This window comes from Bradyrhizobium sp. F1.4.3 (assembly GCF_040548375.1).
GTDB lineage: Bacteria > Pseudomonadota > Alphaproteobacteria > Rhizobiales > Xanthobacteraceae > Bradyrhizobium.
In genome coordinates this window covers 714,234-726,795 of sequence record NZ_JBEPRN010000002.1, presented here as the reverse complement: position 1 = coordinate 726,795, position 12,562 = coordinate 714,234, and the positions used below count along the sequence as shown (strand labels likewise).

General features: G+C 65.1%; 10 protein-coding genes. 2 read left to right on the top strand and 8 right to left on the bottom strand.

Annotated elements, in window-relative coordinates; translation table 11 throughout:
• Positions 1-27: 27 nt before the first annotated feature.
• From ftsW to rsmH, 8 genes are all read right to left on the bottom strand, one after another.
• Entirely contained in the window at positions 28-1,179 is a 1,152-nt protein-coding gene (gene ftsW / locus ABIB73_RS10900) for a putative lipid II flippase FtsW (protein WP_354223817.1), read from the bottom strand.
• A 211-nt stretch (positions 1,180-1,390) separates the two neighbouring features.
• Complete coding sequence (gene murD, locus ABIB73_RS10895; protein ID WP_354223815.1) at positions 1,391-2,791, bottom strand: UDP-N-acetylmuramoyl-L-alanine--D-glutamate ligase; 1,401 nt, start codon at positions 2,789-2,791, stop codon at positions 1,391-1,393.
• A 7-nt stretch (positions 2,792-2,798) separates the two neighbouring features.
• Positions 2,799-3,902: a phospho-N-acetylmuramoyl-pentapeptide-transferase gene (gene mraY, locus ABIB73_RS10890; RefSeq protein WP_354223813.1), complete on the bottom strand. Its 1,104-nt coding sequence runs from the start codon at positions 3,900-3,902 to the stop codon at positions 2,799-2,801.
• A gap of 162 nt (positions 3,903-4,064) precedes the next feature.
• On the bottom strand, positions 4,065-5,444 hold the full coding sequence (locus tag ABIB73_RS10885; RefSeq protein ID WP_354223811.1) for a UDP-N-acetylmuramoyl-tripeptide--D-alanyl-D-alanine ligase: 1,380 nt from the start codon (positions 5,442-5,444) through the stop codon (positions 4,065-4,067).
• On the bottom strand, positions 5,441-6,898 hold the full coding sequence (locus ABIB73_RS10880; protein ID WP_354223810.1) for a UDP-N-acetylmuramoyl-L-alanyl-D-glutamate--2,6-diaminopimelate ligase: 1,458 nt from the start codon (positions 6,896-6,898) through the stop codon (positions 5,441-5,443). The genes ABIB73_RS10885 and ABIB73_RS10880 overlap by 4 nt, the downstream gene beginning before the upstream one ends.
• Positions 6,899-6,982: 84 nt before the next feature.
• Complete coding sequence (locus ABIB73_RS10875; RefSeq protein WP_354223808.1) at positions 6,983-8,725, bottom strand: peptidoglycan D,D-transpeptidase FtsI family protein; 1,743 nt, start codon at positions 8,723-8,725, stop codon at positions 6,983-6,985.
• A complete protein-coding gene (gene ftsL / locus ABIB73_RS10870) occupies positions 8,722-9,114 on the bottom strand; it encodes a cell division protein FtsL (RefSeq protein ID WP_354223806.1) in 393 nt (130 codons plus the stop codon). The genes ABIB73_RS10875 and ftsL overlap by 4 nt, the downstream gene beginning before the upstream one ends.
• A gap of 3 nt (positions 9,115-9,117) precedes the next feature.
• Positions 9,118-10,107: a 16S rRNA (cytosine(1402)-N(4))-methyltransferase RsmH gene (gene rsmH, locus ABIB73_RS10865; protein ID WP_354223805.1), complete on the bottom strand. Its 990-nt coding sequence runs from the start codon at positions 10,105-10,107 to the stop codon at positions 9,118-9,120.
• Between the two features lie 509 nt (positions 10,108-10,616).
• Between rsmH and ABIB73_RS10860 the strand changes: the two genes are divergently transcribed.
• Positions 10,617-11,402, top strand: coding sequence for an N-acetylmuramoyl-L-alanine amidase (locus tag ABIB73_RS10860; protein WP_354223804.1), 786 nt, complete (start codon positions 10,617-10,619; stop codon positions 11,400-11,402).
• Positions 11,403-11,525: 123 nt separating this feature from the next.
• Positions 11,526-12,551, top strand: coding sequence for a D-cysteine desulfhydrase family protein (locus tag ABIB73_RS10855; protein WP_354223802.1), 1,026 nt, complete (start codon positions 11,526-11,528; stop codon positions 12,549-12,551).
• Positions 12,552-12,562 lie beyond the last annotated feature (11 nt).

Genomic DNA, 12,562 nt, shown 5'->3' with positions numbered 1-12,562 from the left:
CTGCGCTTGTCCGGGACACGAGGGAGGCTACGCGTAGCTGCGCATCGCCTCGGCGTGGCCACTCGCCTCGACCTCGGTGCGCGGGCGCAGCCGCGTCAGCGCCAGCATCATGCCGACGCCGTAGGCCAGCGACACGATCGAGGAGCCGCCGTAGGAGATGAACGGCAGCGTCATGCCCTTGGCGGGGATGAGCTGGAGGTTGACCGACATGTTGATCGCGGCCTGCACGCCGAACAGGATAGCAAGGCCTGAGGCTGCGAAGCGTGAGAACATGTCCTCATTGGCGTAGGCGCGCGACAGTGTGCGGATGACGACGAAGGCGAACAGCGCCAGCATCGCAAGGCACAGGATGATGCCGAACTCCTCGGCGGCAACCGCGAACACGAAGTCGGTATGACTGTCCGGCAGGCTGCGTTTGGCGATGCCCTCGCCCGGCCCGAGCCCGAACCAGCCGCCGTTGTAGAAGGCTTCCATCGCGGTATCGACCTGGAAGGTGTCGCCGGAGGCCGGGTTCATGAAGCGCTTGATGCGTCCGGCGACGTGCGGAACGAAAAGATAGGCGCTGAACAGGCCGGCGGCGGCGGCGCCTGCAAGGCCGAACACCCAGATCATGCGCATGCCCGCGATGAAGAACAGCGAGCCCCACACCATCAGGATCAGCATGGTCTGGCCAAAATCGGGCTCCATCACCAGCAGCGAGACCAGCATCAACAGCAGCACCAGCGCCATCGAGGTCGCCGGCATCTCCGGGCGCTTGGTGGATTCCGCAAACAGCCACGCGGCGACGACGACGAAGGACGGTTTGGCCGCTTCAGAGGCCTGGATGTTGACACCGAGCAGCGTGATCCAACGCCGCGAGCCCTTCACCTCCGGGCCGATCGCGAGCGTCAGCACGATCAGGACGATGCTGACGGCAAAGATGATCAGTGCCGAGCGACGGATTGACCGCGGCGACAGGAAGGAAACGCCGACCAGCACCATGAAGGACGGCGCCAGGAACATCACGTGGCGGCTGAAGAAGTGAAAGGGATCGAGCCCGATGCGGGTCGCAACCGGGGGGCTCGCCGCCAGCGACAGGATGACGCCGGTCAGCATCAGCACGAGAATCGCACCGAGCAGCGGCTTGTCGACGGTCCACCACCACTCGGAAAAGGGGGTGCGTTCTTCACGGGAGAGCATGGGCGGCCGCTTTCGGACAGAGGTCCGCCCATTGGTCGCCGAGGTTGGTTACCGGGGGGTTAATGGGACCGATCAAGTTGTGAAGAGTCTCTTGCCCGGGCGCAGCGCAGCACGCCATTTCTTCGCGGCGCGCTGCGCTGCTGAACCGGGGCCCATGATTGCGACATTCTGGGTCCCGGCTCGCGCTACGCGCGTCCGGGACACGGGAGCCTCACACCACCGGCTTCACACCCGGCAGCGCCTGCACCAGATCGCGGAACTTGGCGCCACGGATCTCGAAGTTGCGGTACTGGTCGAAGGAGGCGCAGGCGGGCGATAACAGCACGACGGCGTCGGTGAGGCCGGATGCTTCCGCATCGCGGGCGGCATGCTCGACCGCGACGTCGAGCGTCTGGCTGATCTCGTGCACCACCTGCGTGCCCAACGTGCCGGAAAACTCCTGCGCGGCCTCACCGATCAGATAGGCTTTTCGAATGCGCGGGAAGAAGCCGGTGAGGCCAGTGATGCCGCCCGCCTTCGGCTTGCCACCGGCGATCCAGAATATATCGGCGAAGGACGATAGCGCATGCGCGGTGGCGTCCGCATTCGTGCCCTTGGAATCGTTGACGAACAGCACGTTGGAGCGGCGGCCGACCTGCTCCATACGATGGGCCAGGCCCGGAAAGCTGCGCAGGCCGTTCTGAAGCACATCGACACTGATGCCCATCGCGAGCGCGGCGGCCGCGGCGCAAGCCGCGTTCTGCGCATTGTGCAGGCCGCGCAGCGAGCCGATCCCGCCGAGCTTTGCGACCTCGCTCTTCGCACCGCCCGAGGTGCGCACGATGGTGCCGTGCTCGACATGGATACCGCTCGCCAGCGGGTTCTTGACGGAGATCCGCACAACGTTCTTGCCGGCGCGGTCGAGCCGGTCGGCGATGTCGCGGCAAAAGCCGTCGTCGACGCCGACGATCGAGGTGCCGCCGCGTTGCACGCCCGCAACGAGGCACTCCTTCACCGCGGCGTAATGCGCGATCGTGCCGTGGCGGTCGATGTGGTCCTCGCTGACATTGAGCAGGATGCCGACGGAGGGATCGAGCGAGGGCGTGAGGTCGATCTGGTAGGATGACATCTCGATCACGTGGACGCGGCCCATGCGCGGCGGCTCCAGCGAGAGGATCGCGGTGCCGATATTGCCGCCCATCTGGGTGTCGTAGCCGGCGACTTTGGTCAGATGCGCGATCAGCGCCGTCGTGGTCGACTTGCCATTGGTGCCGGTGATCGCGACGAACGGTGCATCCGGCGCATGCCGGCGCCGCTCGCGGCAGAACAGCTCGATGTCGCCGATCACCTCGCAGCCCACCTCGCGCGCCTTCAGCACGCTCCAATGCGGCACCGGATGGGTCAGCGGCACGCCGGGCGCGAGCACGAGCGCCGCGAAATTCGCCCAGGAGACGTTGCGCAAGTCGGCGGTGATGAAACCGGCCTGCGCGGCCTTGGCGACATTCTCGGCACTGTCGTCGGCGGCAATCACCTCGGCGCCGCCAGCCTTCAGCGCGTGGCATGACGCGAGCCCCGAGCCGCCGAGACCGAACACCGCGACCATTTTGCCGGCGAAGGACGTAACGGGGATCATCGGTCGATCACCGGAGCTTCAGCGTGGAGAGGCCGGCGAGCGCCAGCATCACCGAGATGATCCAGAAGCGGATCACGATCTGCGGCTCGGTCCAGCCGAGCTGCTCGAAATGGTGATGGATCGGCGCCATGCGGAAGATGCGCTTGCCCGTGAGCTTGAACGACACCACCTGCACGATGACGGAGACCGCCTCCAGCACGAACAAGCCACCGATCACCGCGAGCACGATCTCGTGCTTCACGGCAACCGCGATCGAGCCCAACATGCCGCCGAGCGCGAGCGAGCCGGTGTCGCCCATGAAGATCGACGCGGGCGGCGCGTTAAACCAGAGGAAGCCGAGCCCGGCCCCGAGCAGCGCGCCGCAGAGCACCGCGAGTTCGCCGGTGCCCGCGACATATTTGATCTGGAGATAGTCGGCGAACACCGCGTTGCCGGCGAGATAGGCGATCATCGCAAAACTCGCGGTCGCGATCATCACAGGAACGATGGCGAGGCCATCGAGACCGTCAGTGAGGTTCACCGCGTTGCCGGCGCCGACGATGACGAAGGCGCCGAAGACGACGAAGAACCAGCCGAAATGCAGTACCGTATCCTTGAGGAAGGGAATGGAGAGCGCGGTGGACGAGGGATCGCGGTTCAGCCGCACCAGCGCATAGCAGGCGGCCAGCGCGATGATCGCCTCGATCAGCAGGCGAAGCTTGCCGCCGAACCCGGTGGTGGTCTGCTTGGTCACCTTGAGGTAATCGTCATAGAAGCCGACGAAGCCGAAGCCGAGCGTCACCGCGAGCACAATCCAGACGTAGGGGTTGAGCGGGTTGGCCCACAGCACGGTTCCGACCGTGAGGCCCGACAGGATCATCAGCCCGCCCATGGTGGGCGTGCCCTTCTTGCTGAGATGCGATTGCGGGCCATCGGCCCGGATCGGCTGTCCCTTGCCCTGGCGGATGCGCAGATGATCGATGATCCAGGGTCCGAACAGGAACACGAACAGCGCGCCGGTGACGACGGCGCCGCCGGTGCGGAAGGTGATGTAGCGGAAGACGTTCAGGACGGTGCGAATTGCACCGAAGCTCGGAAATGTGTTGGAGAGCTCGATCAGCCAGTAAAACATTCAGACGGTCCTATGGCGCCTTTCGCACGCGGGCTTCTTCAGACGCGGATTTCGCCTCACGCGCATTCGCTGGTCTTCATCATGGGTCGGGCGACCTCTAAGAAACCTGCCGGCTTCGCGCCGCAAAAAAGGTGGGATCGGGAACAGCGCCTTCCAAGCAGTTTACGCCTTTGCCTGCAAGGCGGCCACTAGGCCCGGCACAAACTTGTTGACCCAGAACATCTTCTTGCTGCCCTTGACAACCACCACGTCGCCTGCCTTCAGAAGCGCCGCAACATCGCTCGGCCCGAGCGTGGCGGGGTCGTCGTGCCAGCCGAGGCCCTTGCCGGCGGGAAGCAGGTCGTAGAGGCCGCGCATCAGAGGCCCGACGCAATAGACGCCGTCGATGCCGGCAAGATGCGCGGCAAGGCCGGTGTGATAGCCAGGTGCGTCGCCGCCCAGTTCCAGCATGTCGCCGAGCACCGCAATGCGGCGGCCGCCGGTCATGTGACGCGCCTGAAGACTTTGCAGTGCAGCAGCTATGCTCGCCGGATTGCCGTTAAAGCTGTCGTCGATCACGGTGACGCCGCCGACCACCTGCTCGACACCGCGGCCGGTCATGATGCCGACGCGATCGAGCTTGATCGCAAGCGTCGCTGCATCGAGCTTCGCGGCATGGATCGACGCAAGCGCGGCCAGCGCATTTTGAACGCGGTGCGGCGCACCTGGCGTGAGGCTGAACGCGATCTCCTTCTTGCCGATCGCGGCCACGACCTGCCAGCTCTCGCCATGCGGCGCGTGCGCGACCTCGTGCACCTCCGCATTCTCGCCGAAGCGTACGACCTTGCCCTTCCATTCGGACGCCTTGATCCCGGCCGGCAACACCAGCACGCCGCCCTCGGGCAGGCCAAGCGCGATCGACACCTTCTCGCGCCGGATGGCTTCGAGCGAGCCGAGCTTTTCCAGATGCACCGGCTGGACGTTGACGACGAGCGCGACCGTCGGCCGCGTCAATTCGCTGAGCCGCGCGATCTCGCCGGTCTGGTTCATGCCCATCTCGACGACCCAGAGGCTGGCATCGGGCCTGGCGTTGCACAGCGTCAGCGGCACGCCCCAGAAATTGTTGAAGCTCGACGGACTTGCATAGGCGTTCGGATAAGCCGCGAGAAACTCCTTGGTGCTGGTCTTGCCCGCGCTGCCGGTAAGGCCGATCACCGGCCCGTTGAAGCGGGCGCGTGCGGCACGCGCGAGGCCCCAGAGCCCGTCGATCAGGGTGTCCTTCACCACGATCTGCGGAATACCGATGCCCGCGATCTCGTGCGGCACGATCATCGCCACCGCGCCCGAGGCTTCCGCCTTGTCCGCGAACTCCCAGCCGTCGCGCGCGCTGGCGAAGGCCGAGATGAAGCCGCCGCTCGGCGTGCCGCTCAGTGCGACGAACAGGCTGCCAGGTTTCACCAGGCGGCTGTCCTGGGTGACGAAATCGATCGGGGTATCCGGGAATGATCCGGCAACGACCAGCGCTCGCGCCACCTCGGCAACCGTCCATATTGGCGCGCTCATGCAACCCTCGACGCTAATGCGGCGGCGACCGCCTCGTGATCACTGAAGGGCAGCACCTCGCCACCGACGATCTGTCCGGTCTCGTGGCCCTTGCCGGCGACGAGCAACGCATCCCCTTCTTGCAACTCCTCGATCGCTGCGCGGATCGCGGCGGCACGGTCGCTGATTTCCCGCGCGCCCTTGGCGGTCGTGAGGATCGCGGCGCGAATGGCCTCGGGCTTCTCGCTGCGCGGATTGTCGTCGGTGATGATGATGCTATCGGCGTTCTCCGCCGCGATCTCGCCCATGATCGGACGCTTGCCGGCATCGCGATCGCCGCCGGCACCGAACACCACAATCAGCCTGCGCCTCGCGTAGGGACGCAACGCCTGCAACGCCTTCGCCAGCGCATCGGGCTTGTGCGCGTAGTCGACAAAGATCGGCGCGCCGTTGTGCTCGCCGACGCGCTCGAGCCGACCCTTGGCGCCTTCGAGATGTTCGAGGCTTGCAAACACGTTTGCCGCATCGCTGCCGGTGCCGATCGCAAGGCCGGCCGACACCAACGCATTCTCGATCTGGAATTCGCCAACCAGCGGCAGCCGGATCGCATAACGCTTGCCGCGATGCTCGAGCGCAAGCTTTTGCGAAAAGCCTTCGACCTCGGCATCGATCAGACGAATGCCCTCGCCTGCCCCGTCGCCATTGCGTCCGACCGCCACCACACGCAGGCCGCGCGATTTCGCCGCATCGATCACTTCAGCCGAGCAATCATGATCGGCCGAAATCACGGCAGCTCCGCCAAGCGGAACCAACTCGCGGAACAGCCTGAGCTTGGCCGCGAGGTAATGCGCGACGGTCGGATGATAATCCATATGGTCGCGCGAGAGGTTGGTGAAGCCGCCGGCGGAGACGCGCACGCCGTCGAGGCGATATTGATCGAGTCCGTGCGAGGACGCCTCGAACGCAAGATGGGTGACGCCGTCGCGCGCGATCTCCTCTAACTGCCGATGCAGCGCGATCGGATCCGGCGTCGTCAGCGAGCCGTAGACGGTGCGCTTCGGCGAGACGAGGCCGATGGTGCCGATGCTGGCCGAGACATGCCCCAGCCGCTCCCAGATCTGTCGCGTGAACGCCGCGACCGAGGTCTTGCCGCTGGTGCCGGTCACCGCCGCGATGGTCGCTGGCTGCGTGGGAAAGAATTTTGCCGCGGCCAGCGCCAGCGCACGGCGCGGATTGGCGGCAGCGATGAACGGCACCTTGCAGCCCGCTGATGCATGATCGCCGACGACCGCCGACGCACCGGCCGCGGTCGCTGCATCGATGAAACGCGCGCCGTCGGTCTTGCTGCCCGCGAGCGCAAAGAAGAGGTCGCCGGGCCTGACCACGCGGCTGTCCAGCGCAATCCCCGTCACTTCGAGCGCCGCGACAGCGGGCTCGATTGCGGCATCATTGCCAAGAAGATCGCGCAGCTTCATGGTCTTCCAGTCGACATGCCATGCCGGAAAGCCGAATCTTCGGGAAAATCCCGACTCAGCAGCGGCAATGGCCCACCCCGTTGATTACTGGGTTGCCTTGGATGCTGCAAGAATAAGGCGGTCGGACGGCGGCAAATCGAACCGAGGCTCGATGCCCAAGAGCGGCGCGATCCGCTCGATCACCTTGCCGCCCGTGGGCACCGCGTTCCAGCCCGAGGTGATGAAACCCTTCGTTTCAGGAATCGCCTGCGGCTCGTCCAGCATGACGAGAATCTGATATTTTGGATCGTCCGACGGCATGATCGCGGTGAAGGAGTTGAGCACCCGCTTCTTGGCATAGCGGCCGTTGATGACCTTCTCCGACGTGCCGGTCTTTCCGCCGACATAGTAGCCTTTGACGTCCGCGGACTTGGCGGTACCGATTTCGGCATTGAGCCGCATCAGATACCGCATCTTGTCGCTGGTCTCCGGCTTGATCACGCGCTTGGCCATCGCTGCCGCTTCAGCTTCGCTGCGCTTGAGGAACGTCGGCGGAATCAAATAGCCGCCGTTCATCAGGGCGTTGATGCCCATCACCGCTTGGAGAGGCGCCACGGACAGGCCCTGACCGAACGCGATGGTGACCGTGTTCAGCTCACCCCAGTGGCGCGGCACCAGCGGAGCCGCACTCTCCGGCAACTCGGTGCGCAGCCGCGTCAATTGTCCCATCTTGGCCAGGAACGCCTTGTGCGCCTCGACACCCTGGTTGAGCGCGATCCGCGCGGCGCCGATATTGGACGAGTAGGTGAACACTTCCTTGGTGTTGATGAAACGCCCAAGCGAGTGGCTGTCATGGATGGTGAACTTGCCGTAGTGCAGGTTTCCACGTGCGTCCCACGACGAGTTCAGGTTGATCTTGCCGGAGTCGAGCGCCATCGCCAGCGTGAACGACTTGAACGTCGATCCCATTTCATAGACGCCTGTGGTCAGGCGATTGATGCGATCGGGATCGTGGGCTTCCTTCGGATTGTTGGGATCGAAGTCCGGCAGCGAGACCATGGCCACGATCTCGCCGGTCTTGACGTTGGAGATGATGCCGGAAGCCGCCTTGGCGTGGAATTTCTCCTTCGCCTTCTGAAGCTCGTCGCGCAGCGCGTGCTCGACGCGCAGATCGACCGACAGCTCGATCGGCTTTTGCAGGCGGTCGGTGGCAAAGCCCGCGCGGTGGAGATCGGCGAGCCCTTGATTGTCGAGCCACTTCTCCATGCCCGCGATGCCCTGGTTGTCGATGTTGACCAGACCAATGACGTGGGCGACCTCGTTGCCGGTCGGATAGACGCGCTTGTTCTCTCGCAGGAAGCCGATGCCGGGAAGGCCGAGCTTGTGGATGTCCTGCTGCTGCTTCGGCGTGATCTCACGCTTGAGCCAGACGAAGCCTTTCCGCGACGACAGGCGCTCGCGCACCTCGGCTTCGTCGAGGTCGGGCACGGTCGCGGTCAGTAGCTCGATCGCCTCGTCCTTGTCGATGATGCGGCGTGGCTCGCCGAACAGGCTTGCCGCCTTGACGTCGGTCGCCAGGATCGCGCCGTTGCGGTCGACGATGTCCGGCCGCGCGGTCGCAACCACCTCCTGCGAGGCAGCACGCCGCGCACTGTGGGCATCGGCGCCGATCGCGAACATCACGAGGCGGCCGCCGATCAGGACGTAGACCGCAGCAAAGGCGAGCATTGCGAGCCCGACGCGGGCGCGCGCCTTCGCGGCGCGATCGACATTGCGCCCGTAGAGCAGGCTGCGGATTAGACGCTGCCGCCAGGGCTCAACTGGTTTGGCCGGAGTCGCAGCGCTCATTGCTTGTCCTCAGACTGAGGCACGGAGCCCGTCACCGTATCCGGATCGCTCGCGGCTTCGATGGTGTTGAGCATGGCTCCGATCGGATCAGGCTCGCCCGGCCTGAACATCCGCGGCGGACGCTCGGGCAGGTTCTTCAGTGAATCATATTGCGTGCCGTTGACGGGCTTGAGCGGCAGATGCCGCTCGGCGAGGCCTTGCAGGCGCAAGGGCGCATCGAGCTTGGCCCATTCGGAGCGCAGCACCGCGATCGCGTCACGCTGCTCGCGGATCTCCGCATGCAGCCGCAGCACCTTCTCGGTGCGGGCGGTGGAATCCATCTTGATCCGGTAGACATAGGCGGCCGCGAAGATCAGCGCGCCAATGACGAGAAGGTGGATGATGCGCATGCGCTAGCCACCCCTCATGACGTCGGAGAGTTTTGGCCAGGATGACGGCTCGCCGTCGTCATGCGCAGGCGCATCGGTGCGCTCGGCGGCGCGCAGTTTGGCGGAACGGGCGCGCGGGTTATGCGCAACTTCGTCCTCGCCGGCGATCACAGGCCGCCGCGTCAGAAGTTGAAAACTCGGCGCAGACTGCGCCAGTTCCGGCAGATGGCGAGAGCCGCCGCCGGTCCTGGAACGCTCGGAGAGGAAATTCTTGACGATGCGGTCTTCCAGCGAATGGAACGACACCACCACGAGGCGGCCACCGGGCTTGAGCACACGCTCGGCAGCAGCGAGCGCGGTCTGGAGTTCATCGAGCTCTTCGTTGACGAAGATGCGCAGCGCCTGAAACGTCCGCGTCGCGGGGTGAATATCCCCGGGCTTGGAGCGAACCACCCTGCCGACGAGATCGGCGAGCGCGCGCGTGGTCGTGAACGGCGTTTCCTGCCGGTCCGCGACGATGGCGCGGGCGACCCGGCGCGAATGCCGCTCCTCGCCGAAGAGATAGATGATGTCGGCGAGATCGCTTTCCGAGGCACGCGCGACGACGTCGGCGGCGGTCGGTCCCGCCTGCCCCATCCGCATGTCGAGCGGGCCTTCGAGGCGGAACGAGAAACCACGGCCGGCCTGGTCGAGCTGCATCGAGGATACGCCGACGTCCATCACGACGCCGTCGACGGCATCGATACCCTGCGCCACGCAGACCTCGGCGAGATTCGAGAAGCGGTCCTCGACCAGCGTCAGCCGGCCCGCGGAGCGATCAACCAGCTCAACACCGCCGGCAATCGCCGTGCGGTCGCGATCGATCGCGATGACACGGGTTCCCGGCACGTCGAGGATGGCGCGGCTATAGCCGCCGCCGCCGAAGGTGGCATCGACGTAGATGCCGCCCTCGCGCGGCGCGAGATGATCGACGGCCTCGCGGCCAAGCACGGGAATGTGAAGCGCGGAGCTCATGCGCCACGCCTGCCGAAAGGACAGGTGAAATCGGGGTCGAGCGAGCCCATCACGCCTCGAATTATTCCGCGTCGCGGCGGTTCCACGACCCAACCTCTGTCCAGCATGGTTGCCGAGCCCGGTCGTCCCTGGCCGCAAACCCAGAGTTCCCAGTGGAATTTGTCGGGCAGCCATGGGATTTCGAGCCAAAAACGCTTGGCCGCCTCCGAACGCGGGTCGGCTCTTCACGCCTCAGTAACGGCCCTTAGCGTTAAGAAAGCGTTGATCGGCTCCTTACAAGTTGAAAAGGTAAAGGGGCAGTGATGCCTCATCCACACACCCGGCCAAAATGCACCCGTTAACCGCGCAGCGCGATTGCGCGAAGCGGACGGTAAAGAAATAGTAAAGAGAAGGGCTTGGCCCATTCTCCTGTCCGTCCCGAGCTGTTTATGTCGTCCGGTTCGTCCACGCCATCTGGATCTGATTCGAAGCGTCAACGCATTCTCCCGGTTCCCAAGGCCGCGGCGAACATGCGGACGTTCGATCCGGATTCCTCGATCGTCTCCGACATCATCCCCTCGCCCAATCATGGCGAGCGCGACAAGGGACGGCAGCCCGACATGATCGTGCTGCACTACACCGGCATGCCCGACGTCGAGGGCGCGCTGGCGCGACTGTGCACGGCGGGCAGCGAAGTGTCGGCGCATTACGTCGTGCTCGAGGACGGACGCATCGTGCAATGCGTGCCGGAGGCCAGGCGCGCCTGGCATGCCGGAGTCTCGTCCTGGGCCGGCGAGGACGACATCAACTCCAGCTCGATCGGCATCGAAATCGTCAATCGCGGGCACGATTGGGGCTATCCGGAGTTCCCGCTGCGCCAGATCGCAGCCGTGATCGCGCTGTGCCGCGGCATCATGCTCCGCCGCAAGGTGACGGCGCACCGGGTGCTCGGCCATTCCGACGTCGCGCCCGCGCGCAAGAAGGACCCCGGCGAAAAGTTTCCGTGGCATTCGCTGGCCAATTCCGGCGTCGGTCACTGGGTGACGCCGGCACCAGTCGTGCGCGGCGAGAGCCTGATGCTCGGCACCATCAGCGACGAGGTGCTGAGCCTGCAACAGGCGCTTGCAAGATACGGCTACGGCGTGCCGCTGACCGGCAAATACGACGCGTCGACGATGGAAGTCGTCACCGCTTTCCAGCGCCATTTTCGCCCGGCACGGCTGGATGGCGTCGCCGATCATTCGACGCTGTCGACATTGCAGGCGCTGCTGTCGAGCCTGCCGGCTGAAGGGACGACGACGCTCGCCGCGAAGTAACCCTTTTGCGCTTCCTTCATAAGAATTCTTCCCCTGTTCGCTTGAATGTGATCACGCGATGGTCGCTGCAATTGCGGGCGTCAGGCTATTGTCCAACGATCATGCGCGAGCGGGGCGAACGAAATGACGCAGATTGATCGCAAGCCGCTGATTGACCGACTCGCAGCTTTTCCTCGCCTGGGCTTGGCCGATCTTCCCACTCCACTCGAGCCGATGAAACGGCTGACGGCTCATCTCGGCGGGCCGCGACTATGGATCAAACGCGACGATGCGACCGGGCTTGGATTCGGCGGCAACAAGTTGCGTAAGCTCGACTACGTCCTGCACGATGCTGTTTCAAAGGGAGCCGATACGGTCGTCTCGGGCGGTGTCGTGCAATCGAACAGCCAGCGGCAGGTTGCGGCGGTTGCCGCAAAGCTCGGGCTTGCCTGTCATCTGGCCGTCTATCACGGCCGACTCGCGCCGCCGACGCCGGAATACGAAACCTCGGGCAACGCCTTTCTCAACCGGCTGTTCGGCGCGCACCTGCATGACGTGCCATGGACCGGCGACCGCAATGCGGCCATCCGCACCCTCGTCGACGATCTCCGGGCGTCGGGGCGCAGGCCGTATTTCGTGCCCTACGGCGTCTCGAATGCGCTGGGCGCGGTCGCCTATGCCACCACGATCTCCGAAATCGAGCAGCAGGCGGCGCGGTCAGGCTTCGAGCCGGCCGCAATCGTGCATTGCACCGGAAGCGCCGGCACGCAGGCCGGTCTGGTGGTCGGCGCGGCCGTTGCCATGCCGGGCACAAGAGTCGTCGGGATCGATATCGATGCCGAACCCGCACGGGTGCGCTCTGATGTGTTGGCCCTTGCGCGGCAAGCCGCGGATCTGCTTGGCGCCGGCTTCGACGAGGCCATGGTCGAAGTGGTCGCCGGTCATGCCGGACCAGCCTACGGGGTGCCGCACGAGGCCACGATCGAAGCGATCCGTCTTGCAGGAAAATCGGAGGCTCTTGCACTTGACCCGGTATATTCGGGCAAGGGGCTCGCCGGCCTGATCGCGATGATCCGCCAAGGGCGTTGGCGCAACGACGAGGATGTCATCTTCCTGCACACGGGCGGCGCCCCCGCGCTCTTCGCCTACCAGAGCGCGCTCGGCATCTGATTCCTTCTGTT

What these genes read in the sequence shown, in the direction of transcription:
- rsmH (WP_354223805.1), bottom strand. Translation starts at nt 10,107, where the DNA reads ATGAGCTCCGCGCTTCACATTCCCGTGCTTGGCCGCGAGGCCGTCGAT.
- ABIB73_RS10855 (WP_354223802.1), top strand. Translation starts at nt 11,526, where the DNA reads ATGACGCAGATTGATCGCAAGCCGCTGATTGACCGACTCGCAGCTTTT.
- mraY (WP_354223813.1), bottom strand. Translation starts at nt 3,902, where the DNA reads ATGTTTTACTGGCTGATCGAGCTCTCCAACACATTTCCGAGCTTCGGT.
- ABIB73_RS10885 (WP_354223811.1), bottom strand. Translation starts at nt 5,444, where the DNA reads ATGAGCGCGCCAATATGGACGGTTGCCGAGGTGGCGCGAGCGCTGGTC.
- ABIB73_RS10860 (WP_354223804.1), top strand. Translation starts at nt 10,617, where the DNA reads ATGCGGACGTTCGATCCGGATTCCTCGATCGTCTCCGACATCATCCCC.
- ftsW (WP_354223817.1), bottom strand. Translation starts at nt 1,179, where the DNA reads ATGCTCTCCCGTGAAGAACGCACCCCCTTTTCCGAGTGGTGGTGGACC.
- murD (WP_354223815.1), bottom strand. Translation starts at nt 2,791, where the DNA reads ATGATCCCCGTTACGTCCTTCGCCGGCAAAATGGTCGCGGTGTTCGGT.
- ABIB73_RS10880 (WP_354223810.1), bottom strand. Translation starts at nt 6,898, where the DNA reads ATGAAGCTGCGCGATCTTCTTGGCAATGATGCCGCAATCGAGCCCGCT.
- ftsL (WP_354223806.1), bottom strand. Translation starts at nt 9,114, where the DNA reads ATGCGCATCATCCACCTTCTCGTCATTGGCGCGCTGATCTTCGCGGCC.
- ABIB73_RS10875 (WP_354223808.1), bottom strand. Translation starts at nt 8,725, where the DNA reads ATGAGCGCTGCGACTCCGGCCAAACCAGTTGAGCCCTGGCGGCAGCGT.